This is a genomic window from Streptomyces sp. NPDC026673, assembly GCF_040638135.1.
In the GTDB taxonomy this organism is placed as follows: Bacteria; Actinomycetota; Actinomycetes; order Streptomycetales; family Streptomycetaceae; genus Actinacidiphila.
The window spans coordinates 96,913-119,902 of sequence record NZ_JBEZXR010000002.1; the positions used below are offsets into that span (position 1 = coordinate 96,913).

The window sequence follows — 22,990 nt, forward strand, 5'->3', positions numbered from 1 at the left end:
CACAAGGAGAAACGTTGCCGCAGGAACGTCCCGGCAGTACGGGAGAGCACCGCGTGCAGGAGGAGATGGGCACGGCCGACCGTGCCGACCGCTTCTACACCGACCAGGTGCTGGACCATCTCAATCCGCGGATGCGGGAGTTCACCGAACGGCAGGAGATGTTCTTCCTGTCCACGGCGGACGCCCGGGGAGAGTGCGACAGCACTTTCAGGGCCGGTCCGCCCGGCTTCCTGACCGTCCTGGACGAGCGGACCCTGGTCTACCCGGAGTACCGCGGGAACGGCGTGATGGCCTCGCTCGGCAACCTGCGCGAGAACCCGCACGTCGGCATCCTGATGATCGACTTCACCCGGGACCGGATCGGGCTGCACGTCAACGGCCGGGCCCGCGTGGTCCCCGACGGAGCGATGCGCGCGCTGCACCCCTCGCTCCCGGTGGACGCGGCGCCGGGGCGCAGACCGCGGGTGTGGGTCCGGGTGCAGGTCGTGGAGGCGTACGTCCACTGCTCGAAGCACATCCCGCGGATGGCGAGGGTGCCGCTGCAGGGCGGTCGCGCCTGGGGCACCGACGACGTGCGGCGCAAGGGCGGCGACTACTTCGGGGCGGCCGCCGACGCCGCGCACGCGCGGACCGCGCCGCCGCCCCGGGACGCGCGCTCGGGCTGGTTCGGCGCCTGAGGCCACGGACCCGGTGGCGCGGGGCCCGTGGCCGGGCCGCCGGGTCAGCCGAGGTCGGCGGAGAGCAGTCCCAGCACTCCTTCGATGTTGCCGTCCAGGTAGTGGCGCAGGGTGAGCGGAACGATCTCCACCGAGGCGAGCCCGACCCGGCTGAAGGGCACGCGCACCACGTCGTAGGTGCCCGAGGGCTCCTCCACCTCGGGGCCGTGCCGCCGGGACGGGTCCATGGCGGCCAGCCGGCACACGAAGAAGTGCTGCACCTTCACGCCGTGGGAGCCGTCCTCCCCGATGTGCTCGACGGTGTCGACGAAGGCCGGGACGACATCGGTGACCTTGGCCCCGAGCTCCTCGTCCAGCTCTCTGTGGAGTGCCTCCACGATGGTGGTGTCCTCGGGCTCCACCCCGCCGCCGGGTGTGACCCAGTACGGGTTGAGCCCGGGCTTGGTGCGCTTGATGAGCACGAGGGAGTCGCCGTCGAGCAGGATCGCGCGGGCGGTGCGCTTGACCACGGGCCGGGTGGCCGGGGCGGTCGCCGCACCGGGTGTGGCGGGTGCTTCGATGTCCGGGGGCATGCCAGAGGTCTGCCGCGGCGCGCGAGGCGGCAAACGCCTCCGGGACGGCGAATCGGAACGTCCCGTTCTCGCGGAGGTCACCGGCCGTACGCCCGGCGCGCGGTCACCAGGCGGCCGAGGAGCGCATCAGCTGCTCGTGCACCCGCGCGATGTGCGGCAGCGCGAGGGTCCCGGCGCGCACCGAGACGAAGTACGTGCGCAGGGGCGGCACGGGCGGCTCCAGCAGTGCCGTGGCGGCACCCGCCCCGATCGCCTGGCAGCACAGGTAGCGCGGCAGGACGGCCATGCCGACCCCGGCGATCACGCACTCCAGGACCGCGCGCAGATCGGGTACGACCACGGCGGGGACGATCGCGGGGGTGGCCTCGAAGACCGCCGACCAGTAGTGGTCGATCAGCGGCATGCCCTCGTCGTAGGAGATCACGGGGATGTCGTCGAGCACCCGTACCCCGTGGGTGCGCACCGCGAGCGGGCCGCCGATCCGCTCCTGCCAGGCGGGGGCGGCCACGAGTATCTGCTCCTCGTCCCACAGGGCGCTGGCGGTCAGCAGCCGGTCGCGGGGCCGGACGGTGCCGATGGACAGGTCGTGGTGGCCCGCGGCGAGACCGGCGAGCGCCTCGTCCTCGCCGGCCAGCGCGATGCGCAGCTGCAGACCCTCCGCGATGAGCGGGGCGAGGGCGGGGAGGGCGCGCAGGGAGGTGAAGGTGGGCGGCCCGGCGAGGTGCAGGGTGCGGCTTCCGGACTCCTTGCCGAGGTCCGACTCGGTGATCTCCAGGAGGGCGTCGAGGTGCGGGGCCACCCGGTGGGCCAGGTCGTCCCCGACGGGGGTCGGGGCGACGCCACGCGGCAGGCGGAGGAACAGGGGGCGGCCGACCTGCCGTTCGAGGATGCGGATCTGGCTGGTGACGGCGGGCTGTGACAGCCCCAGGAGCTGGGCGGCCCTGGTGAAGGAGCCGGCTCGGTGCACGGTGACGAACGTGCGCAGCAGAGCCAGATCCATGGAACCGCTCCCTCCCAGCACTGGTATGACCGCAACATATAAATATATCGATAGGTCTGTATCGCAACTGTGATTGGACACTGACGCAGAGTCAACTAGCCTTGTTCGGGCGGATCTCCGCGCGTAAAGCCAGGGTGGTCCGAGCCACGAGGGGGGAGGCTCGGGCCACCCATTCTGCGTAGGGCCCTCTACGTAGATATATCTGTTCCAGGTGAACAGACCGCGTCAGTGCGCCGCGGTGTCCAGGGCGTTCATCACATCCCGGACGATGTCCGCCGCGTCCTCCACCCCGACCGAGAAGCGGATGAAGCCCTCGGGGACCGCGTCGCCGCCCCAGCGCGCCCGCCGCTCGGCGGTGCTGGTCACGCTCCCGAAGCTGGTGGCCTCGGTCGTCATGAGAAGTGCGGACAGGAAGCGCTCGGCGTGCTCCTTGTCGGGCAGCGTGAACGACACGACGCTGCCGAAGCGGGCCATCTGCGCGGCGGCGACGGCGTGCGCCGGGTCGCCGGCCAGGCCGGGGTGGCGTACGCCGGTCACCTCGGGGCGCTCGCGCAGCGCGGCCGCCAGCTCCAGGGCGTTGGCGGCCTGCTTGTCCACCCGCAGGGCGAGCGTGGACAGTGAACGGTGGGCCAGCCAGGCCTCCATCGGACCGGGGATCGCCCCGACGGTCTTGCGCCACATCCGCACCCCGGCGGCGAGTTCGGGCCGACGGGTGGTCACATAGCCCAGCAGCAGGTCGCCGTGGCCGGAGAGCGCCTTGGTGCCGCTGGCGACGGAGAAGTCCGCGCCCAGGTCCAGCGGGCGCTGGCCGAGCGGGGTGGCGAGGGTGTTGTCGACCGCCACCAGAGCGCCGGCGGCATGCGCCGCGTCGGCGAGCCGGCGGATGTCGCACACGTCCAGGCCGGGGTTGGAGGGCGTCTCGATCCACAGCAGCCGGGCGCCTTCCAGCACCTTCAGCTGCGCGTCGCCGGCGGTGGGCGCCAGGCGCACGGAGACCCCGTAGTCCTCCAGGCGCCCCTGGAGGGTGCGGGTGGCCTGGTAGCAGTCGGAGGGGAGCACGACGGTGTCGCCGGAGCGCACCTGCGAGAACAGCACCGAGGAGATGGCACCCATGCCGGAGGCGAAGGCCAGCGTCTGCGCGGGGGTGTCCGGGGACTCCAGCGCGGAGATCGCCTCCTCCAGCCGGCTCCAGGTGGGGTTCTCGTCGCGGCCGTAGGTGTACGGGCCGGTGACGTCGCCGGGCAGGTGGAAGTGGGCGGCGAACACCGGTCCGGGCAGCGCCGGCTCGTGGGGCCGGGCGGCCGGCCGGCCCGCGTGCACGCTGCGCGTGCTGTCCCCGGGCCCGCTCTCGTACTCCGTCATCGCCCTCTCCTCGCTCTCCCCGCCTTTTCGAACGTACAGGCGGAAGATACCGGTGTACGGGCCATTGAACACGGGCGTCCGCTAGGCGGACGCGAGGGCCTCGCGGGCCGCCCGGCCGGCCGCGGCTCCGTAGCCGGCCCCGAAGAGCACCGCGTGCACGAGCAGCGGGTGCAACTGGTGCAGGGGCACCCGCTCCCGGCGGCCGGGAAGCGGCCGCACCCGCTCGTACGCGGCGAGCACCCGGTCCAGATGCGGACAGCCGAACAGCTCCAGCATCGCCAGGTCGGCCTCGGGATGCCCGCCCTGCGCCGCCGGATCGACGACGCGGGCCCTGCCGTCGGCGGCGAAGAGCACGTTGCCGGACCACAGATCGCCGTGGATCAGCGCGGGCGGCTGCGCCGGGCCGCAGAGCCGCGGCAGCAGTTCGCAGACCCGCTCGACCGCGCGGACGTCCGCCGGCGCCATGGACCCGTTGTCGGCGGCCTGCCGCAGGAAGGGGAGCAGCCGCTGCTCGGCGTGGAAGACGGGCCACCGCCCGGGGGAGCCGGGCGTCCGCGCGGAGCCGGGCAAAGGCAGCGGGAGGGAACCGATCCAGGCGGGATGGGCCGTGCCGTACGCCGGGGCCGGGACGGAGTGGAGCGCGGCGAGCTCCCGGCCGAGCCGCTCGGCGGCGGCCGGGGTGGCCGGACCGGGTTCGACCCACTCCAGGACGAGCGTGCGCTCGTCGGCGGCGAGCACCTCCGGCACGGCGACCGTGCCGGTCCCGCCGAGCAGCCGCAGCCCCGCGGCCTCGGCGGCGAAGAAGCCCGGCGGCGCGTCCGGCAGGGTCTTGGCGAAGACCGTGCCACCGCGGGGGCGCCGCAGCCGGGCGGCCCGGCAGATGGAGCCGCCGCTCACCGGGCCGGCCTCGGTCACCGGCTCGCCCAGCAGGGCGGCGACCCGGTCCGCGAGTCCGGCCCGGCCGCTCACGGCGCGGGCGCGGGCTCGCCGAGGGCGTCGCGTACGGCGTCCAGCAGGCCGTCGGCGGCGGCCTCGCACATCTGCAGGCACTCCTCGAAGCCGCCCATGTCCCCGTAGTAGGGGTCGGGCACGTCCGGGCCGCGGCCGTCGGCGTCCTCGGCGGTCGGGTCGTAGGAGCGCAGCAGGCGCACCTTGGCGGCGTCCTCCGGGGTGGGCGCCATCCGGCGCAGGTCCCGCAGATGGCCGGAGTCGAGCGCGATCACCAGGTCGAGGCCCGCGAACCACTCGGGCTGGAACTGCCGCGCGATGTGCTCATGGCCGTACCCGGCCGCGCGGAGCACCGCCACGGTGCGGTGATCGGCGCCGTCGCCCTCGTGCCAGGAGCCGGTTCCCGCGCTGTCGGCCACGACCAGGCCGCCGAGCCCGGCCTCCTCGACCCTGGCGCGGAAGACGGACTCGGCCATCGGCGAGCGGCAGATGTTGCCGGTGCAGACGAAGCACACCCGCAACGGGGTGCGGGAGGACGGAGCGCTCATGGGCTCCATGATGCAACCCCGGGATCAGTCCTCGTCCGGGAGGACCATGTTCAGCGCCCAGGAGACGATGCTGATGATCAGGCCGCCCAGGAACGCGGCCCAGAAGCCCTCGACGTGGAAGTCCAGGTCGAGCTTGCCGGAGATCCACGAGGTCAGCAGCAGCATCAGGGCGTTCACGACCAGCGTGAACAGCCCCAGGGTGAGCACCAGCAGCGGCAGCGACAGCAGCTTCACCAGAGGCTTCACCAGCCAGTTCACCACGCCGAAGACGAGGGCGACCAGGATCAGGGTGAGGGCCTTGTGCCCGGTGTCGTCACCGGTGAGCGTGATGTTGCCCACGAGCCAGATGGCCACCAGCAGGGCTCCGGCGTTCGCGAGCGTCTTGACGACGAAGTTCATCATGGCTGAGATCGTCGCAGAAGCGATCGCGCAGGCACAGAGGTGTGAGGGAGCGGCCAAGTGAAGGTGTTCCGGCTGGACGACCTGGAGGCGGAGCGGGCGGCCAACGAGGGCGCGTACCTCGGCTTCCTCCGCGAGCGGAACATGTCCGCCGGGCTCTACGCGCTGCGGGCCGGGGACCTCGACCCGCAGAAACCGCACGCCCAGGACGAGATGTACCTGGTCGTGAGCGGCCGGGCGCTGATCACCGTGGGGGAGGAGACGACCCACGTCGCCCGCGGCAGCGTGGTCTACGTGCCGGCCGGGTCGCCGCACCGCTTCCACCACATCACCGAGGACCTGACCGTCCTGGTGGTCTTCTCGCCCCCCGAGTCCTGAGGGGCCGCGTCCCCGGGTCCCGGGGGTCCGCCGCCTCCGGGTCCCGTAGGGGAAGGGTCAGGGACGGATGGGGACCCCGGGGCCTCCGCGCGGGGCCGCCGCGGCCCTAGCCTGGGAGCGGAAGGACGATACGGAGGAGGAAACGGTGAAGCTCTTCGAGGGCCTGCCCTGGTGGGTCAAGTGGGTCGCGGTGCCCGTGATCGCGATCGTGGTCTTCGGCGGCATGATCGCCAGCGCGATCGGGTTCCTGTTCTGGCTGCTGTTCAAGGTGCTGATCTTCGTGTTGCTCGTCGCCGGCCTGGTCTACGTGGTCAAGAAGTTCACCTCGTCCTCGTCCGACTCCCGCGACAAGTGGTGACCCCGTGGGGCCCGGCGACCGGGCCCCACGGGCGGTGCGTCGCTCAGTCCTGGAGCCGGACGCGCTCGGGACTCCGCGGCGCGGTGCCGTTCGCCGAGGCGTCGACGCCGGTACCGGTGCCGGTCGTGCCGTTCATCTGGGCGAGCAACTGACGGGCCAGCCCCAGGCCCGTGCCGCCCATGGTGAGCGCCTTGGCGAACATCTCCGACATCCCGTCGGCGCCGTTCAGCAGCACCATGTGGTCGACGTTCCCGAAGGCCTCGGCGCCGGCCCGGACGATCTCCGGCCAGTTCTCGGCCAGCTGCTGGGCGACGACCGCCTCCTGGTTCTCCGCCAGCGCCGCGGCCCGCGCCTTGATCGCCTCCGCCTCGGCCAGGCCCTTGGCCTTCGCCGCTTCGGCCTCGGCCAGACCGCGCGCCTGGGTCGCGGCGGCCTCGGCCTCACCCGTGGCCCGGGTGGCCGCCGCGGCGGCCTCGCCGCCGACCCTGGTCTGCTCGGCCTGGGCGGCGGCCGCGGTCTTCACCCGGTTCGCCTCCGCGACGGCGGCCAGCTCCGTCTCCCTGGCCTTCGCCTCGGCCGCCGAGATCCGGGCGTCGCGCTCGGCCTCGGCCAGCGTCCGCTTCTCGTACGCGGAGGCGTCCGCCGGCTTGCGGACGTCCGCCTGGAGCTGCTGCTCGCGCCGCTGCGCCTCCAGCTCGGCGACCCGGGTCTCCTGGACGACGACCTCCTGCCGGGCCGCCGCCTCCGCGAGCGGGCCCGCCTGCCGCGAGGCCGCGGTGGCCTTGTCCCGCTCGGCCATGTAGCCGGCCTGCAGGATCTGGCTGTCCCGGGTGGCCTCCGCCATGCGGGCCGCCGCCTGCTGCTCGGCCTCGGTGGCCAGCCGGTCCGCCTCCGCCTGCGCGATGCGCGCGTCGCGGTGGACGGCGGCGGCGTGCGGAGCGGCCAGGTTGTTGATGTACCCGGTCGGGTCGACGATCTCGTGGATCTGCAGCGAGTCGATGATCAGTCCGAGCTTCTCCATCTCGGACCCCGACGCGGCCCGGGTCTCGGCCGTCAGCCGCTCCCGGTCCCGGATCATCTGCTCCACCGTCAGCCCGCCGACGATGGACCGCAGATGGCCGGCGAACACGTTGTGCACCCGTTCGGCCATGAACTTCTGCTGGTCCAGGAAACGCCGGGCGGCGTTGGCGATCGACACCATGTCGTCGCCGACCTTGAAGATGACCACACCGTGCACCTTCAGCGGGATGCCCTGCTGGGTCACGCAGTCCACGTTCAGCTCGGCCTCGTTGAGGTCGAGCGAGAGCCTGCGCACCACCTGGACCCCGGGCATCACCAGCGTGCCCCGCCCCGTGACGATGCGGAATCCCATCCCCTCGCCCACACCGTCCGTACGGTGCTTGGAGCCGGAGATGACCAGTGCCTCGTTGGGCTCGGCGACCCGCCACATGAGTCTGAACAGGCCGACCAGAATGATGACCGCGACGAGCGCCCCGCCCGCCGCAACGCCGATCAGCATCGGCATACGCCCCCTTACGATTGGCCCCGATCGGGGCCGCGTACGGGAGTGTGCGCCCGTGGGTGACGGACCGGTAGATCCTGGCGGATCCTTGCCGGTTTCTTGACGTGGAGCGGACCGCTCCGCTCAGCCGTACGCGGGGGCCACGTACACGGTGCGCGGCGGCAGATGCTCCACGACCACCACGACCGTGCCCTTCTCGATGCGCTCCCCGGCGGTCGCCGGATACGCGAGGAACGCCTCCGCGCCGCCCCGCACCTGCACGATCACCTCGCCGACCAGCCCCGGCCCGACCGTCCCGGTCACCCGGCCCTGCAGTCCGACCACGTTCCCGCCCCCTCCCGGGTCACTTGGCGCGGCGCCGGTGCCCGCGTCCGGTGCCCCCGGGAACAGTGTCGCCGCCGCCGCGGTCCGCCGACACCACCAGGACGGCGAGCGCCGTCGTCAACGGCACCGCCACCACCAGCCCGATGCTGCCCACCAGGGTCCGCACGATCTCCTCGGCCACCAGTTCGCTGCCCGCCACCGCGAGCACACCGCGCTGCGCGATGGAGAAGAGCAGCAGCAGCGGCAGCGCCGCGCCCGCGTAGGCCAGCACCAGGGTGTTGACGACAGAGGCGATGTGGTCGCGCCCGATGCGCATCGCCGCCGAGTACAGCCGGCGCCGGCTCGCGCCCGGGTCCGCCTCCCGCAGCTCCCACACCGCCGAGGTCTGGGTCACCGTCACGTCGTCCAGCACGCCCAGCGAACCGATGATGATGCCGGCCAGCAGCAGACCGCGGATCTCGATGTCCGGGTAGAGGGCGTGGATCAGCCCAGTCTCGTCCGAGGTGTTGCCGCTGAGCACCGCCCAGTCGATGAAGACCGAGCCCAGGACGCCGATCAGCAGCAGCGAGCACAGGGTGCCCAGGACCGCCACCGAGGTACGGGCGTTGAGGCCGTGGCACATGTAGAGCGCGATCAGCATGATGGCGCTGCCGCCGATCACCGCCACCAGCAGCGGATTGCTGCCGTGCAGGATCGCCGGGAGGATGAACAGCGTCAGCACCGCGAAGCTGATGACCAGCGCGACCAGCGCCAGGACCCCGCGCAGCCGGCCGACCAGGACCACCACGGCCGCGAAGATGCCGGCCAGCAGCCACAGCGGGAACGCCCGGTCGACGTCGGTCACCGAGTACTGCAGTTCGCGCGGCGCCTGCGGCGCGTACGCCAGCAGCACCTTCTGGTTCTGCGTGTAGTGCCTTGTCTGGGTGGGCTGCACGATCTCCGTGAAGGTGCGCCCGCGGTCCTTGCCCGAGGTGACCTCGATCGTCGCGCGCTGGCAGATCGCCGGCCCGGACGACGGAGCCGCCGACGGGCCCGGGGAGGGGGCGGTCTCGGTGCCGGGCGCGGCGCCGGGTTCGGCGTTCACGTCCGAGCACTTGACGTCCTCGGTCTTCACCACCCGTCCGGACTGCGTCTGCTGGTCGAAGCCGACCCCGGTGCGGTCGTGCGCCGGCACACCGCCGGGCCAGAGCACCACGAGGCCGGCCACGACCGCCGCGACGAAGGGGACCAGGATCGCGGTGATGACCTTCCGCAGATGCCTGGAGACCGGAGGTACCGGGCCGTGGCCGTGGCCATGGGCGTGTGCGTGCGAGTGAGCGGAGTCCACGACCCGATCATCGCAACACCCCCTGGTGCGCGTCAGCGAGGACCCGCTAGCGTTGAGGCACCTTTGCAAACGCGGGAGCTCGGAGCACCGGGCTGAGAGGGCGCTGACCGGCCGAGGGCCACCAGCTGCGCCGACCGCTGAACCTGTTACCGGGTAATGCCGGCGTAGGGAGTGGGTCTCATGACCATGCAGGATGCACACGCGCGCGAAATCGGCTGGCACAAGGGCTATGTGACCGGGTCCCGCCCGGACATCAAGGTCCCCGTCCGCCGGGTGCACCTGACCAACGGCCGGGACGTGACGCTGTACGACACGTCCGGCCCGTACACCGATCCGACCGTCACCACCGACGTCCGCCGCGGCCTCCCGCCGCTGCGGGAGAACTGGATCGTCGCCCGCGGCGACACCGAGGAGTACCCCGGCCGCCCCGTCCGCCCCGAGGACGACGGGGTCAAACACACCTCACCGCGCGGCGGTCTGCGCAATCTGGACGCCGTCTTCCCCGGCCGTCCCCGCCTCCCGCGGCGCGGCGGGCCCGGGCGGCCGGTGACCCAACTGGCGTACGCGCGCCGGGGCGAGATCACCCCGGAGATGGAGTACGTCGCGATCCGCGAGAACGTCTCCCCCGAGGTCGTCCGCCAGGAGATCGCGGCGGGACGCGCCGTCCTGCCGGCGAACGTCAACCACCCGGAGACCGAGCCGATGATCATCGGCAAGCGGTTCCTGGTGAAGGTGAACGCCAACATCGGCAACTCGGCCGTCACCTCCTCCATCGAGGAGGAGGTGGAGAAGATGACCTGGGCCACCCGCTGGGGGGCCGACACGGTCATGGACCTCTCCACCGGCCGCAACATCCACACCACCCGTGAGTGGGTGCTGCGCAACTCCCCCGTCCCCATCGGCACCGTCCCCCTCTACCAGGCGCTGGAGAAGGTCGACGGCAAGGCCGAGGAGCTGACCTGGGAGATCTACCGGGACACCGTCGTCGAACAGGCAGAGCAGGGCGTCGACTACATGACCGTCCACGCCGGCGTGCTGCTGCGGTACGTCCCGCTGACCGCCCGCCGCAAGACGGGCATCGTCTCCCGCGGCGGCTCGATCATGGCGGCCTGGTGCCTCGCGCACCACAAGGAGAGCTTCCTCTACGAGAACTTCGAGGAGCTCTGCGAGCTCCTGGCCGCCTACGACGTCACGTACTCCCTGGGCGACGGGCTGCGCCCGGGGTCCATCGCGGACGCCAACGACGAGGCCCAGTTCGCGGAGCTGCGCACGCTCGGTGAGCTCAACACCATCGCCAAGCGGCACGGTGTGCAGACCATGATCGAGGGGCCGGGGCACGTCCCCATGCACAAGATCAAGGAGAACATCGACCTCCAGCAGGAGATCTGCGAGGAGGCGCCGTTCTACACCCTCGGCCCGCTCACCACCGACATCGCGCCCGCCTACGACCACATCACCTCCGGCATCGGCGCCGCGATGATCGCCTGGTGGGGTACGGCCATGCTCTGCTACGTCACCCCCAAGGAGCACCTGGGCCTGCCGGACCGCGACGACGTGAAGACCGGCGTCATCACCTACAAGATCGCCGCCCACGCCGCCGACCTGGCCAAGGGCCACCCCGGCGCCCAGGAGTGGGACGACGCGCTGTCCGACGCCCGCTTCGAGTTCCGCTGGGAGGACCAGTTCAACCTGGCCCTCGACCCGGACACGGCCAGGGAGTTCCACGACGAGACCCTGCCGGCGGAGCCGGCCAAGACCGCGCACTTCTGCTCCATGTGCGGGCCGAAATTCTGCTCGATGAAGATCTCCCAGGACATCCGCCGCCGCCACGGCGACACGGCCGAGGAGATCGAGGCCGGCATGGCGGAGAAGTCCCGCGAGTTCGCGGCCTCGGGCAACCGGGTCTATCTGCCGATCGCGGACTGACCCGCCGGGCACCAACGGCGTCCGTACCGGGCGGGCCCGCGACCCCTGGGGCGTCGCGGGTCCGCCCCCTCCGCGGGGAGGAGCGGCGGCGGGGCGAACGCCGACCGCCTCGGCGCTACTCCCGGCCGCCGTCCGGGCCGAGGTACAAACGGGCCAGACGGGGCAGCCGGCGGTGCATCTCCGCGTCGTCGTCGAAGTCGAAGTCCTCGCCCATGTCCGGTTCCGCCTCGGCCTCGGCGCCGGCGGGGCGGTACGCGGCCCAGGCGGTGTAGAAGGCGTCCTGGTCGCCGGTGAGCCGTTCGAAGGCGTCGGCGGCCGCGTAGTTGACCTCCTCGTAGAACAGGGCGTCGTCACGGTGGGCCCGTGCGGCCTCGACCACGGCGGGATGCCCGGCCAGGCTGTCCGGCTCGGCGGCGACGCGTTCGTACCACGCGCGGCCGAGGGCGATCATCCCCGCCCGGAAGTCCATGAAGCCGTCGTCGGAACAGCCGCCGCCTATCAGGTAAGCGGCGGCCCAGACGTCCCAGCGGTACAGGGCGTCGTGCAGCTCGTCGAAACGTTCCGCGTACTCCAGGATCTCCTGCGCCGGGCGTTGGGTGAGCGCCTTCGCCAGCACCACGTCGAAGGGCTCACCGCCGGCCGCCGCGGTGGAGCGGGCGGATTCGATCAGCTGCCAGAACCGGTCGGTGTCCATGCCCGCACTGTGGCACGGGGGTACGACAACGCCCCCGGGTCCGCCGTGTCAGTCCGGCGCGTGGTCCGGGCCGCCGTAGTCGGGGCTGGAGAAGTCCGGGCTGGAGAAGTCGGGGCTGGTGAAGCGGTGTCCGGGCTCGGGAGAGGATTCCGGGCCCGGGCTGCTGAAGTCGGGGCGGGAGTAACCGAGCCGCGGCATGCGGGAGTCGCGGCCCGTGGTCGGGGAGGGTGCGGTCGGGGCGGCGTCGGCGGCCTTGGCGAGGGCCTCGGTGAGGAAGGGCTGCAGCCCCCGCTCCACCAGGGCCCGGCGCCACAGCTCGCGGGCGAGCGCGACGTCGCGGGGTTCGTCGTCGGGCGGGTCGTGGAGGGCGGTCGAGCCGTTGCGCAGCGCGGTGAGCAGCAGCCCGATCATCCCGATGACGATGCCACAGGCGGCGACGGCCGCGAAGAGCCAACCGGCCTGCCGCAGCGGCGGCGCGATCGCCGGCTCGGGGTGCCCGAAGCGCAGGGCGTACCCGAGCACCAGGAAGATGAGGGCGGCCGTGCCCGCGAGGATCGGCGTGAGCACGGCGACGATCGCGAACAGCCCGGCCCCGGGGCCGTCCGCGGCGACCGGGGCCGCGGCGGCCGCGTAGCCGAGGCCGTTCACGGACGACGTCCGCGCTTCGCGGCGCTGCTCCGCGAAGGTCTCGCGGACCTTGACGAACTGCTCGTACTCCGGCGCCGCGCATGCGGAGATCGACTGGGCCGCGTTGAGCGCGAGCGTGCGCAACTGCTCGGCGTTCAGAGGGTTCCGCGCGTCGGCGAGAGCGGAGCGCGTGCCCTCCGAGTGCAGAGCCGTGTCGAGGGCGCGCTCGAACTCCGGGCGGTCCTCGGTCAGCAGGTGTGGAGCGCTGTTCATGTGCATCCCCCGATGCTCCGTCTCCGGTGCCGCCCCGGAGTTCACGAAGGACGAAGGTCCGGTCCGGCTGGGCGGAAGCGGAGGAGAAGCTGCCTACGGATATCCCGATGGTAGAGCGCGGAGGTGACGCGGTGACAGAGTGTTTCCGGAAAATGGGGGTTTCGGGGTCTACAACGGCAGCTGTGCGACCAGGAGTTTGCCGTCCATGGTCACTCCGCCGTCCATCGCCACCGCCAGTTCGTTCGCGTACACATGGGGGCCCTCGACGACGGCGGACCGGTCCGGCTGCTCGGCGCCGAGCTCCCCGGCCGGCTCGCCGAGCAGGTACGGGATGGGGCTGTGACCGTGTACGACGCGCCGGCCGCCGTAGGTGTCCAGCAGCTCCCGGGCGGCCTGCGGCCCCGCCTCGCCGCGGAAGGCGAAGCGCCGGGTGAACTTGCGGAACAGCTCCCAGCACTCGTCCGCGTCGCCGCGCTGCAGGATGCCGGTGACGGCGTCGTTCATCGCGTCGATGGTGGTGCCGTACTCCAGGTACGCGGTGGTGTCGGAGTGCAGCAGCAGATGGCCGTCGGCGAGGGCGGCCGCGTCCAGCCGGGACATCCAGGCGATGTGGTGGTCCTGCAGCCGTTCCATGTCGCTGGTCTGGCCGCCGTTGAGGCGCCAGGCGGCGAGGAAGGAGGCGGTGCCCGCGGCGGAGTTCACCGGGGTGTCGCCGAAGCGGTGGGCGCCGAGCAGCAGCAGTTCGTGGTTGCCCATCAGGGCCCTGGCGTAGCCGCCGGCCGCGGCGGCCTCCGCGGACAGCTGCATGACGAGCTCGATCACGCCGATGCCGTCCGGGCCCCGGTCGGTGAAGTCGCCCAGGAACCACAGGCGCGCGTTCCCGGCCGCCCAGTGCCCCTCGGAGTCGATCAGGCCGGTCGCGTACAGGGCGTCGCGCAGCCGGTCGACGTAGCCGTGCACGTCGCCGACGACGTAGAGCGGGCCGAGGGCCTGCGGGTCGGCCGCGGTGACCACCGGGAGGTCGCGCTGGGTCGGCGTGTACTCCGGCAGCAGCTGTTCGTCGATCATGGTCGGCTCCTGTCCCGCCTGGTGGCCGGGAGGGGCCCCGACGGCCGTGGCGGGGTGCGCCGCCGGTGTCGTGGGCGCGCCGTGCGCCATCGCCTCCGCGGGGTCCGGAGACCAGCCGTACGAGGTACCGAGCATGGGTCCCTGACCTGCCCCCTGAGTCATCGACCCCTCCACCGTCGCGCCACCATCCGCCCATCATAGGAATGACGATGTCGTGGCGTGACACACCTGCTGATAGCGATTTCATCCGGGGCGGACAAATCCCCCCGGGGCGGACTCTTCTCGCCCCGGAGGGGGCCGTTCCTATCCCCTCGCGGGCCCGCGGGGCGGGCTGACGGTCGTGCGCGGCGAGCGTCGCTGGGAGGAGGTGCGGACGATCAGGTCGGTCGGCATGACCTGCTGCACCGGGCGGCCCGCGTCCACACCCTCGATGGCGTCGATGAGGAGCTGGACGACCGCGGTGCCGATCCGGCCCGGTTTGAGGGAGAGCGTGCTGATCGGTGGCTCGGTCGTCGCGTAGACCATGCTCTCGCTGCAGCAGACCAGGAGGAGGTCGTCGGGAACGCGCAGCCCGTAGCGGCGGGCGGCGGCGAGCAGGTCGGTGCCGTTGGGGTCGAAGAGGCCGTACACCGCGTCGGGGCGGTCGGGCCGGGCGAGCAGGCGGTCCGCGGCGACGGCCCCGGCGCACGGGTCGTGGGCGGGGTAGGCCTCGACGACGGGCTCCTGGCCGATCCGCTCGCACCAGTTGAGGTAGGCGGTGGTCGACAGCCGGGTGTAGGTGTCCGTGCTGGTGCCGGTGAGCAGGCCGATCCTGCGGGCCCCGGCTTCGGCGAGGTGCTCCAGGATGCCGAGCACGGCGGCCTCGTGGTCGTTGTCCACCCACGCCTGGACGGGCAGGCTGCCGGCCGGCCGGCCGTCGCTGACCACGGGGATGCCCTGCCGCACCAGCTCCGTGACCATCGGGTCGTGGTCGGAGGGGTCGATGACGACCGTGCCGTCCAGCGCGACGTTGCTCCACACGTCGTGCCGGGAGGAGGCGGGGAGGATGACCAGCGCGTAGCCGCGGGCGAGCGCGGCGGAGGTGGCGGCCCTGGCCATCTCGGCGAAGTACGCGAACTCCGTGAAGGTGAAGGGTTCTTCGCCGTACGTCGTCACCGTCAGGCCGATGAGCCCCGATCTCCCGGTGCGCAGCGTGCGGGCGGCGGCGGAGGGGCGGTAGCCCAGCCGGTCGGCGACCTCGCGGACGTGGCGGCGGGTGGCGTCGGGGAGTCGGCCCTTGCCGTTGAGCGCGTCGGAGACAGTGGTGATCGAGACACCGGCCGCGGCGGCCACGTCCCTGATGCCCGCCCGCTCCAGCCGGCGTCCGACGGGCCGGCTCGCCTGGTGGTTCCCTGCTGCTGTCATGGCGTGGTGATAGTAGGGCTCGGGTGGTCCGTTCGCGGGGTGCGGGAGAAGCCGTTGACAGATACGTTTCCCCATTCCGAGTGCCGGGACCTGCCGGAAAAGCGCAGGTGGCGGCGGGTGGCTACCTCGGGTTACGGGTCGGTTACGCGTCCTCTCCCGACCCGCGTGCCACGGTGTATGCCGCCATCAACTCACTCCTTCGAGGGATGCGCGCCACCGCGTGCGCCACCGGCGCGCAACGTGTGGCACAGCCTGTCCGGACCGCCGCGAGCCCCTGCCGCACGCCTGTGGGCTGCAGGCCCTCCCCCGGCCGGGCGGGCGCTCGTATGGTGTGGGGCATGAGCCCCAAACTGCGCCGCGAAATGGATGGAATCCCCACGTACAAGCCGGGCAGACCCCCGGTCGTGGAAGAGGGAGTGACGGCTTACAAGCTGTCCTCCAACGAGAACCCCTACGCGCCGCTGCCCGGTGTCCTGGAGGCGGCCACCGCCGCCGCGGAGAACTTCAACCGCTACCCGGACATGGCGTGCACGGCCCTTCACGCCGAACTGGCGCACCGCTTCGGCGTGCCGGTGGAGCACATTGCGACGGGCACCGGCTCGGTCGGTGTCGCGCAGCAGCTGCTGCAGGCGACCGCCGGCCCGGGCGACGAGGTGATCTACGCCTGGCGGTCCTTCGAGGCATATCCGATCATCACGCAGATCAGCGGGGCGGCCTCGGTGCCGGTGCCGCTGGACGCGGAGGAGACCCACGACCTGGACGCGATGGCCGGCGCGGTCACCGACCGGACGCGGCTGATCTTCGTCTGCAACCCCAACAACCCCACCGGCACGGTGGTCCGCCGCGCGGAGCTGGAGCGGTTCCTGGACCGCGTCCCCTCCGACGTCCTGGTCGTGCTGGACGAGGCGTACAAGGAGTTCATCCGCGACCCCGAGGTCCCGGACGGCGTCGAGGTCTACCGCGACCGCCCCAACGTCGCCGTGCTGCGCACCTTCTCCAAGGCGTACGGGCTCGCCGGTCTGCGCGTGGGCTTCGCGATCGCGCACGAGCCGGTCGCGGCTGCGCTGCGCAAGACGGCGGTCCCCTTCGGCGTGAGTCAGCTCGCGCAGGACGCGGCGGTGGCCTCGCTGCGTGCCGAGGCCGCGCTGCTGGAGCGGGTCGACGCACTGGTCGCGGAGCGGAGCCGGGTGTTCGAGGGGCTGACGGCGCAGGGCTGGACGGTGCCGGAGACACACGCCAACTTCGTGTGGCTGCGGCTGGGGGAGCGCACCGCCGACTTCGCCGTCGCCTGTGAGCGGGCCGGCGTCACGGTCCGTCCGTTCGCGGGGGAGGGCGTGCGGATCACCATCGGCGAGGACGCCGCCAACGACGTCCTGCTGCGTACGGCGGAGGCCTTCCGCAAGGAGCTCTGACCTGGTCCGATGCCGCGCCGGCGCTGTCGCCGGGCCTCGTAGCATGCCCCCTTTCGCCCCCTCGTGCCCCCCCGGTGTGAGGGGGCGAAAGCGTGTGCGGCATACTGAGCTTGTGAATGCGTTCACTTTCACAAGCTCGTCGATAGGAGGCGTGACGTGGACCTGGCACTCGACTCCGTGGTCGTCGCGCGATGGCAGTTCGGCATCACGACCGTCTACCACTACCTCTTCGTCCCCCTCACGATCTCCCTCGCCGCCCTGACCGCCGGTCTCCAGACGGCCTGGGTGCGCACCGGCAAGGAGAAGTACCTCCGGGCGACCAAGTTCTGGGGCAAGCTCTTCCTGATCAACATCGCGATGGGTGTGGCCACCGGCCTCGTCCAGGAGTTCCAGTTCGGCATGAACTGGTCAGACTACTCGCGCTTCGTCGGCGACGTGTTCGGCGCGCCGCTGGCCTTCGAGTCGCTCATCGCCTTCTTCTTCGAGTCCACCTTCATCGGCCTGTGGATCTTCGGCTGGGACAAGCTCCCGCAGAAGATCCACCTGGCCTGCATCTGGCTGGTCTCGCTCGGCACCATCCTGTCCGCGTACTTCATCCTCGCCGCCAACTCCTGGATGCAGCACCCGGTCGGCTACCGGTACAACAAGGCCACCGGCCGGGCCGAGCTCACCGACTTCTGGGCCGTGCTCAGCCAGAACACCACCGTGGTCGTGGTCTTCCACACCCTGAGCGCGGCCTTCCTGACCGGCGCCGCCTTCATGATGGGTATCGCGGCCTACCACCTGGCCCGCAGGAAGCACGTCGCGGTCATGAAGACCTCGCTGCGCCTCGCCCTGGTCACCGCCGTCGTCGCGGGCCTGCTCACCGCCCTGAGCGGCGACCGGCTGGGCAAGGTCATGTACGAACAGCAGCCGATGAAGATGGCCGCCGCCGAGGCCCTGTGGGACGGCGAGTCCCCCGCCCCCTTCTCGATCTTCGCCTACGGAGACGTCGAGAAGGGCCACAACAGCGTCGCCGTCGAGGTCCCCGGGCTGCTGTCGTTCCTCGCCCACGACGACTTCAGCTCGTATGTCCCCGGCATCAACGACGTCAACAAGGCCGAGCAGGAGAAGTACGGCCCCGGCGACTACCGGCCCAACATCCCGGTCGCCTACTGGGGCTTCCGCTGGATGATCGGGTTCGGCATGACCTCCTTCGCGGTCGGCCTCGCGGGGCTCTGGCTCACCCGCCGCAGGTTCTGGCTCGCCGAGGACCGGCGCACCGCCGACGACGAGCCGCCGCATCTGATGCTCACCAGGAACACCGCGCTCTCGCCGGCCCTGTCGCGCTGGTACTGGCGGATCGGACTGCTCACCATGGGCTTCCCGCTGATCGCCAACTCGTGGGGCTGGATCTTCACCGAGAACGGCCGCCAGCCGTGGGTCGTGTACGGGCTGCTGCGCACCGAGGACGCCGTCTCCCCCGGTGTCTCCACCGGCGAGATGCTGACCTCGCTGATCGTCCTCACCTCGCTCTACGCCGTCCTCGCCGTCGTCGAGGTCAAGCTGCTGGTCAAGTACGCCAAGGCCGGTCCGCCCGAGCTCACCGAGGCCGACCTCAATCCCCCCACGAAGATCGGCGGCGACGCCGACCGCCCGATGGCCTTCTCGTACTAGGGAGAGACGGCATGCAACTCCACGACGTCTGGTTCGTCATCATCGCCGTCCTGTGGACCGGCTACTTCTTCCTCGAGGGCTTCGACTTCGGCATCGGGGTGCTGACCCGGCTGCTCGCCCGCGACCGCCCTGAGCGCCGGGTGCTGATCAACACCATCGGCCCGGTCTGGGACGGCAACGAGGTCTGGCTGATCACCGCCGGCGGCGCCACCTTCGCCGCGTTCCCCGAGTGGTACGCCACCCTCTTCTCCGGCTTCTACCTGCCGCTGCTGGTGATTCTGCTCTGCCTGATCATCCGCGTCGTCGCCTTCGAGTACCGCGCCAAGCGCAGCACCGAACGCTGGCAGACCGGTTGGGAGCAGGCCATCTTCTGGACCTCCCTGCTCCCCGCGTTCCTGTGGGGTGTCGCGTTCGCCAACATGGTGCACGGGGTGGCGATCGACGAGTCCGGTGAGTTCACCGGCGGGGTCCAGGACCTGCTCGGCCCCTACGCCCTCCTCGGCGGACTGCTCACCCTCAGCCTCTTCACCTTCCACGGCGCGGTCTTCGCGGCGCTGAAGACCCTCGGCGACATCCGCACCCGTGCCCGCCGCTTCGCCACCCGCGCCGGAGCCGTCACGGCCGTGCTCGCCGCGGCCTTCCTGGCCTGGACGCAGGGGGACGGCGGGAACACGGCGAGCCTGGTGGCCGCCATCGCCGCCGTGCTCGCGCTGCTCGCCGCGCTCGGTGCCAATCTGCGGGGCCGCGAGGGCTGGGCGTTCGCCTTCTCCGGGGTCACGGTGGTGGCCGCGGTGGCGATGCTCTTCCTGGTGCTCTTCCCGGACGTCATGCCGTCCACGCTGGACCCGGCGTGGAGCCTGACCGTGGAGAACGCCTCCTCCACCCCGTACACGCTGAAGATCATGACCTGGTGCGCCGCGATCGCGGCCCCGCTGGTCGTGCTCTACCAGGCATGGACGTACTGGGTGTTCCGCAAGCGGATCGGCACCCAGCACATCGCCGAAGCGCACTGAGGAGCTGTTTCACGTGAAACCTGTCGACCCCCGGCTCCTGAGGTACGCGCGCTCGACCCGGGTGTTCCTCGCCGTCTCCGTCCTGCTCGGCCTCGCCGGCGCGGGACTGGTCATCGCGCAGGCGATGCTCATCGCGGAGCTCGTCGTCGGGGGTTTCCAGGACGGTCTGGACGCCGGCGCGCTGCGCACCCCGCTGCTGCTGCTCGCCGGTGTCGCGGCCGGCCGGGCCGTCGTCTCCTGGCTCACGGAGCTGTGCGCCCACCGGGCCTCGGCGGCCGTCAAGTCCCAGTTGCGCACCCGGCTGCTGGAGCATGTCACCGCGCTCGGCCCCGCGGGACTCACCGAACGCCGGACCGGTGAACTGACCACACTCGCCACCCGCGGCATCGATGCCCTCGACGGCTACTTCGCCCGCTACCTGCCCCAACTGGGCCTGGCCGTCGTCGTACCCGCCGCCGTCCTGGCCCGGATCGTCACCGAGGACTGGATCTCGGCGCTCACCATCGCCCTGACCCTCCCCCTCATCCCGGTCTTCATGGTCCTCATCGGCTGGGCGACCCAGGCCCGCATGGACCGCCAGTGGCGGCTGCTCGCCCGGCTGTCCGGCCACTTCCTCGACGTCGTCGAGGGCCTGCCCACCCTCAAGGTCTTCGGCCGGGCCAAGGCCCAGGCGGAGTCCGTCCGGGCCATCACCGCCGACTACCGGCGCGCCACGATGCGGACGCTGCGCATCACCTTCCTCTCCTCCTTCGCGCTGGAACTGCTCTCCACCATCTCCGTCGCCCTGGTCGCGGTGGGCGTCGGCATGCGGCTGGTCCACGGTGAACTCGACCTCTACACCGGGCTCGTCATCCTCGTCCTGGCGCCCGAGGCGTATCTGCCGCTGCGCCAGGTCGGCGCCCACTACCACGCGGCCGCCGAAGGGCTCTCCGCCGCCGACGAGGTGTTCGCCGTCCTGGAGACCGCGCCGCCGGGACGCGGCACCGCCCCGGCCCCCGATCTGCGCACAGCGGCCGTCGAACTGGACGGGGTCGCCGTCGAGGGCCGTCTCGGCGCGGTGTCCCTGAGGGTCTCCCCCGGCGAGACGATCGCCCTCACCGGGCCCAGCGGCATCGGCAAGAGCACGCTCCTCGGGGTGCTGCTCGGCTTCACCGAGCCGACCTCGGGGCGCGTCCTGGTCGACGGCACCGACCTCGCCGCCCACGACCCGGCCGGCTGGCACCGGCAGATCGCCTGGGTGCCCCAGCGGCCGCACCTGTTCGCCGGGACCGTCGCCGACAACGTACGGCTCGCCCGGCCCGACGCGACCCCGGCCCAGGTGCGTGCCGCGCTCCACGACGCGGGCGCCCCGGACCTCGACCCGGCGGCCGCCGTCGGAGAGGGCGGCGCCGGGCTCTCCGCCGGACAGCGGCAACGCGTCGCGCTGGCCCGGGCGTTCCTCGCCGACCGGCCGCTGCTCCTGCTCGACGAGCCCACGGCGGCACTGGACGGCGAGACGGAGGCCGCCGTGGTCGACGCCGTACGGCGGCTGGCGGCGGGACGCACGGTGCTGCTCGTGGTGCACCGCCCGGCGCTGCTCGCCGTGGCCGACCGTACGGTGCGGCTCACCGGCCGGGCCGAGCGCACCGCGCCGCGCGCCACGGAGCTCCGGGCCCCCACGGCGCAGGCCGCAAGCCCCACGGCGACCACCGCCCCGGCTCCCGAACCCCTCGGCGCGGCACATGCCGGCACGGTTCCCGCGTCCTCTGCGCCTCTTGCACGGGTCCGCCGGACCGCCTCGCCGCTGCGGCCTAGGTTCGCGCTCGCGCTGCTGCTGGGCACGCTCGCGCTGCTGAGCGCCGTGGGCCTGATGGCGACCTCGGCCTGGCTGATCTCCCGGGCCTCCGAGCAGCCGCCGGTGCTCTATCTGATGGTGGCGGTCACGGCGACCCGGGCGTTCGGCATCGGCCGGGCCGTGTTCCGCTACGCCGAGCGCCTCGTCGCGCACGACGCCGTCTTCCGGGCCATCGCCGACCTCAGGGTCGCGGTGTACCGCCGGCTGGAACGCCTCGCGCCCGCCGCGCTGCGGGACACCCGGCGGGGCGACCTGCTCTCCCGCCTCGTCGCCGATGTGGACGGCCTGCAGGACTACTTCCTGCGCTGGCTGCTCCCCGCGGGCGCCGCCGTCCTGACCGGCGCCGCGTCGGCCGCGTTCACCGCCTGGCTGCTCCCCGGCGCCGGAGCCGTCCTGGCCGCGGGGCTGCTCACCGCCGGAGTCGCCGTCCCCGCCCTGTCGGCGGCGCTCGCCCGGCGCGCCGAACGGGCCCTCGCCCCCGCCCGCGGCGAGCTCGCGGCCCAGGTCGTGGAGGTACTGACCGGCACCGCCGAGCTCACGGTCGCCGGGGCGCTGCCCGGGCGCCGCGCGAAGGCGGCCGAGGCCGACCGCGTGCTCACCCGGATCGCGGCGCGCTCCGCGGCCGGTGCGGCGCTCGGGGCCGGACTCGGAGCGCTGGTCTGCGGTCTCACCGTCACCGTCTGCGCCTGGGCGGGCGTCCGGGCGGCGGCCGCCGGGGAGCTGCGCGGAATCGCGCTCGCGGTCGTCGTGCTCACCCCGCTCGCCGCCTTCGAGGCGGTGGCGGCCATGCCGCTCGCGGCGCAGTACCGGCAGCGCAGCCGGCAGGCGGCGCAGCGCGTCTACGACGTGCTCGACACACCCGAGCCCGTACGGGAGCCGGAACGTCCCGCCGCGGCACCCGAGGGGCCCCACCCGCTGGTCCTGCGCGGACTGTCGGCCCGTCACCCGGGACAGCGCCGGCCCGCGCTGGAGGGCGTCGACCTGGAACTGACGCCCGGTCGCCGGATCGCCGTCGTCGGCCCGTCCGGATCCGGCAAGACGACCCTCGCCCATGTGCTGCTGCGCTTCCTGGACGTCGAGGAGGGCGCGTACACCCTCGCGGGCACCGACGCGACGGCCCTCGACGGCGACGCCGTACGCCGCATGGTCGGCCTGTGCGCCCAGGACGCGCACGCCTTCGACAGCACGGTCCGCGAGAACCTGCGGCTGGCCCGGCCGGGCGCGGCCGACGCCGAGTTGCGGGCGGCCCTCACCGCCGCCCGCCTCGACCTGGATCTCGACGTCCCGGTCGGCGAGCACGGCACCCGCCTGTCCGGCGGCCAGCGGCAGCGGCTCGCACTGGCCCGCGCCCTGCTCGCCGACTTCCCCGTTCTCGTACTCGACGAGCCCGCCGAACACCTGGACCTGGCCACCGCCGACGCGCTGACCGCCGATCTGCTGACCGCGACCACGGGCCGGACGACCGTGCTGATCACCCACCGCCTCACCGGGCTGGACGCGGTCGACGAGATCCTCGTCCTCGACCGGGGCCGCGTCGTCCAGCGCGGCGGGTACCGGGAGCTGGCCGCCGCCGAGGGTCCCTTCCGCCGGGGCCTGGAACGCGAGCGGGCGGCGGACGCGCCGGACGGGGTGGGCGCGCCGGAGCCGGAGTCGATCACGGCGTAGGGC

The 22,990-nt window shown here is 72.5% G+C and carries 21 protein-coding genes and 1 riboswitch; of the genes, 8 read left to right on the forward strand and 13 right to left on the reverse strand.

Features of this window, described 5'->3' with window-relative positions; translation table 11 throughout:
- Positions 1 to 14: 14 nt before the first annotated feature.
- Positions 15 to 677: a pyridoxamine 5'-phosphate oxidase family protein gene (locus AB0F62_RS01970; protein WP_361791051.1), complete on the forward strand. Its 663-nt coding sequence runs from the start codon at positions 15 to 17 to the stop codon at positions 675 to 677.
- Positions 678 to 721: 44 nt separating this feature from the next.
- Here AB0F62_RS01970 and AB0F62_RS01975 read toward each other — a convergent pair whose 3' ends face one another.
- The 6 genes from AB0F62_RS01975 to AB0F62_RS02000 form a co-directional block, all read right to left on the reverse strand.
- Positions 722 to 1,249, reverse strand: coding sequence for an NUDIX hydrolase (locus tag AB0F62_RS01975; protein ID WP_361791054.1), 528 nt, complete (start codon positions 1,247 to 1,249; stop codon positions 722 to 724).
- A gap of 103 nt (positions 1,250 to 1,352) precedes the next feature.
- A complete protein-coding gene (locus AB0F62_RS01980; RefSeq protein ID WP_361791057.1) occupies positions 1,353 to 2,249 on the reverse strand; it encodes a LysR family transcriptional regulator in 897 nt (298 codons plus the stop codon).
- A gap of 225 nt (positions 2,250 to 2,474) precedes the next feature.
- Positions 2,475 to 3,611: a cystathionine gamma-lyase gene (locus tag AB0F62_RS01985; protein WP_361791060.1), complete on the reverse strand. Its 1,137-nt coding sequence runs from the start codon at positions 3,609 to 3,611 to the stop codon at positions 2,475 to 2,477.
- A gap of 81 nt (positions 3,612 to 3,692) precedes the next feature.
- Positions 3,693 to 4,580 (reverse strand): fructosamine kinase family protein, encoded by an 888-nt coding sequence (locus AB0F62_RS01990; protein ID WP_361791063.1) that lies wholly within the window; start codon positions 4,578 to 4,580, stop codon positions 3,693 to 3,695.
- Complete coding sequence (locus AB0F62_RS01995; RefSeq protein WP_361791066.1) at positions 4,577 to 5,107, reverse strand: low molecular weight protein-tyrosine-phosphatase; 531 nt, start codon at positions 5,105 to 5,107, stop codon at positions 4,577 to 4,579. Before AB0F62_RS01995 ends, AB0F62_RS01990 begins: the two co-directional genes overlap by 4 nt.
- A 24-nt stretch (positions 5,108 to 5,131) precedes the next feature.
- Positions 5,132 to 5,509: a phage holin family protein gene (locus AB0F62_RS02000; RefSeq protein WP_361791069.1), complete on the reverse strand. Its 378-nt coding sequence runs from the start codon at positions 5,507 to 5,509 to the stop codon at positions 5,132 to 5,134.
- A 57-nt stretch (positions 5,510 to 5,566) separates the two neighbouring features.
- Between AB0F62_RS02000 and AB0F62_RS02005 the strand changes: the two genes are divergently transcribed.
- Complete coding sequence (locus AB0F62_RS02005; protein WP_361791072.1) at positions 5,567 to 5,884, forward strand: cupin domain-containing protein; 318 nt, start codon at positions 5,567 to 5,569, stop codon at positions 5,882 to 5,884.
- A gap of 145 nt (positions 5,885 to 6,029) precedes the next feature.
- Positions 6,030 to 6,242: a DUF5326 family protein gene (locus AB0F62_RS02010; protein ID WP_361791074.1), complete on the forward strand. Its 213-nt coding sequence runs from the start codon at positions 6,030 to 6,032 to the stop codon at positions 6,240 to 6,242.
- Positions 6,243 to 6,285: 43 nt separating this feature from the next.
- On the opposite strand, the gene AB0F62_RS02015 is transcribed toward AB0F62_RS02010, so the two are convergent.
- From AB0F62_RS02015 to AB0F62_RS02025, 3 genes are all read right to left on the reverse strand, one after another.
- Positions 6,286 to 7,767: an SPFH domain-containing protein gene (locus AB0F62_RS02015; RefSeq protein ID WP_361791076.1), complete on the reverse strand. Its 1,482-nt coding sequence runs from the start codon at positions 7,765 to 7,767 to the stop codon at positions 6,286 to 6,288.
- A gap of 120 nt (positions 7,768 to 7,887) precedes the next feature.
- On the reverse strand, positions 7,888 to 8,088 hold the full coding sequence (locus AB0F62_RS02020; RefSeq protein WP_361791079.1) for a hypothetical protein: 201 nt from the start codon (positions 8,086 to 8,088) through the stop codon (positions 7,888 to 7,890).
- 19 nt (positions 8,089 to 8,107) lie between these two features.
- Entirely contained in the window at positions 8,108 to 9,415 is a 1,308-nt protein-coding gene (locus AB0F62_RS02025) for a YibE/F family protein (protein WP_361791082.1), read from the reverse strand.
- Between the two features lie 61 nt (positions 9,416 to 9,476).
- Positions 9,477 to 9,603, forward strand: a riboswitch (TPP riboswitch).
- On the opposite strand from AB0F62_RS02025, the gene thiC reads away from it, so the two are divergent.
- On the forward strand, positions 9,596 to 11,341 hold the full coding sequence (gene thiC / locus AB0F62_RS02030) for a phosphomethylpyrimidine synthase ThiC (RefSeq protein ID WP_361791085.1): 1,746 nt from the start codon (positions 9,596 to 9,598) through the stop codon (positions 11,339 to 11,341). (Overlaps the previous riboswitch by 8 nt.)
- 115 nt (positions 11,342 to 11,456) lie before the next feature.
- Here the strand turns inward: thiC and AB0F62_RS02035 are convergent, their stop codons facing one another.
- From AB0F62_RS02035 to AB0F62_RS02050, 4 genes are all read right to left on the reverse strand, one after another.
- The gene (locus AB0F62_RS02035) at positions 11,457 to 12,035 is read right to left on the reverse strand and encodes a DUF4240 domain-containing protein (RefSeq protein ID WP_361791088.1); all 579 of its coding nucleotides are present in this window, start codon (positions 12,033 to 12,035) and stop codon (positions 11,457 to 11,459) included.
- 48 nt (positions 12,036 to 12,083) lie between these two features.
- Positions 12,084 to 12,941: a hypothetical protein gene (locus AB0F62_RS02040; RefSeq protein ID WP_361791091.1), complete on the reverse strand. Its 858-nt coding sequence runs from the start codon at positions 12,939 to 12,941 to the stop codon at positions 12,084 to 12,086.
- A gap of 162 nt (positions 12,942 to 13,103) precedes the next feature.
- On the reverse strand, positions 13,104 to 14,138 hold the full coding sequence (locus tag AB0F62_RS02045; protein ID WP_361791094.1) for a metallophosphoesterase: 1,035 nt from the start codon (positions 14,136 to 14,138) through the stop codon (positions 13,104 to 13,106).
- Between the two features lie 168 nt (positions 14,139 to 14,306).
- Positions 14,307 to 15,407 (reverse strand): LacI family DNA-binding transcriptional regulator, encoded by a 1,101-nt coding sequence (locus tag AB0F62_RS02050; protein WP_361791097.1) that lies wholly within the window; start codon positions 15,405 to 15,407, stop codon positions 14,307 to 14,309.
- 329 nt (positions 15,408 to 15,736) lie between these two features.
- On the opposite strand from AB0F62_RS02050, the gene hisC reads away from it, so the two are divergent.
- The 4 genes from hisC to cydD all read left to right on the forward strand — a co-directional run bounded on the left by hisC (position 15,737) and on the right by cydD (position 22,987).
- On the forward strand, positions 15,737 to 16,819 hold the full coding sequence (hisC, locus tag AB0F62_RS02055; protein ID WP_361791499.1) for a histidinol-phosphate transaminase: 1,083 nt from the start codon (positions 15,737 to 15,739) through the stop codon (positions 16,817 to 16,819).
- Between the two features lie 156 nt (positions 16,820 to 16,975).
- On the forward strand, positions 16,976 to 18,475 hold the full coding sequence (locus tag AB0F62_RS02060; protein ID WP_361791100.1) for a cytochrome ubiquinol oxidase subunit I: 1,500 nt from the start codon (positions 16,976 to 16,978) through the stop codon (positions 18,473 to 18,475).
- Between the two features lie 11 nt (positions 18,476 to 18,486).
- The gene (gene cydB / locus AB0F62_RS02065; protein WP_361791103.1) at positions 18,487 to 19,488 is read left to right on the forward strand and encodes a cytochrome d ubiquinol oxidase subunit II; all 1,002 of its coding nucleotides are present in this window, start codon (positions 18,487 to 18,489) and stop codon (positions 19,486 to 19,488) included.
- Between the two features lie 13 nt (positions 19,489 to 19,501).
- Positions 19,502 to 22,987, forward strand: a complete 3,486-nt coding sequence (cydD, locus tag AB0F62_RS02070) for a thiol reductant ABC exporter subunit CydD (protein ID WP_361791106.1) — start codon at positions 19,502 to 19,504, stop codon at positions 22,985 to 22,987.
- Positions 22,988 to 22,990: the final 3 nt, after the last annotated feature.

Bases quoted from the DNA above. Each gene is read 5' to 3' on its own strand.
- AB0F62_RS01975 (WP_361791054.1), bottom strand. From the start codon at position 1,249: ATGCCCCCGGACATCGAAGCACCCGCCACACCCGGTGCGGCGACCGCC.
- AB0F62_RS01980 (WP_361791057.1), bottom strand. From the start codon at position 2,249: ATGGATCTGGCTCTGCTGCGCACGTTCGTCACCGTGCACCGAGCCGGC.
- AB0F62_RS01985 (WP_361791060.1), bottom strand. From the start codon at position 3,611: ATGACGGAGTACGAGAGCGGGCCCGGGGACAGCACGCGCAGCGTGCAC.
- AB0F62_RS01995 (WP_361791066.1), bottom strand. From the start codon at position 5,107: ATGAGCGCTCCGTCCTCCCGCACCCCGTTGCGGGTGTGCTTCGTCTGC.
- AB0F62_RS02000 (WP_361791069.1), bottom strand. From the start codon at position 5,509: ATGATGAACTTCGTCGTCAAGACGCTCGCGAACGCCGGAGCCCTGCTG.
- AB0F62_RS02015 (WP_361791076.1), bottom strand. From the start codon at position 7,767: ATGCCGATGCTGATCGGCGTTGCGGCGGGCGGGGCGCTCGTCGCGGTC.
- thiC (WP_361791085.1), top strand. From the start codon at position 9,596: ATGACCATGCAGGATGCACACGCGCGCGAAATCGGCTGGCACAAGGGC.
- AB0F62_RS02035 (WP_361791088.1), bottom strand. From the start codon at position 12,035: ATGGACACCGACCGGTTCTGGCAGCTGATCGAATCCGCCCGCTCCACC.
- AB0F62_RS02040 (WP_361791091.1), bottom strand. From the start codon at position 12,941: ATGCACATGAACAGCGCTCCACACCTGCTGACCGAGGACCGCCCGGAG.
- AB0F62_RS02045 (WP_361791094.1), bottom strand. From the start codon at position 14,138: ATGCTCGGTACCTCGTACGGCTGGTCTCCGGACCCCGCGGAGGCGATG.
- AB0F62_RS02050 (WP_361791097.1), bottom strand. From the start codon at position 15,407: ATGACAGCAGCAGGGAACCACCAGGCGAGCCGGCCCGTCGGACGCCGG.
- cydB (WP_361791103.1), top strand. From the start codon at position 18,487: ATGCAACTCCACGACGTCTGGTTCGTCATCATCGCCGTCCTGTGGACC.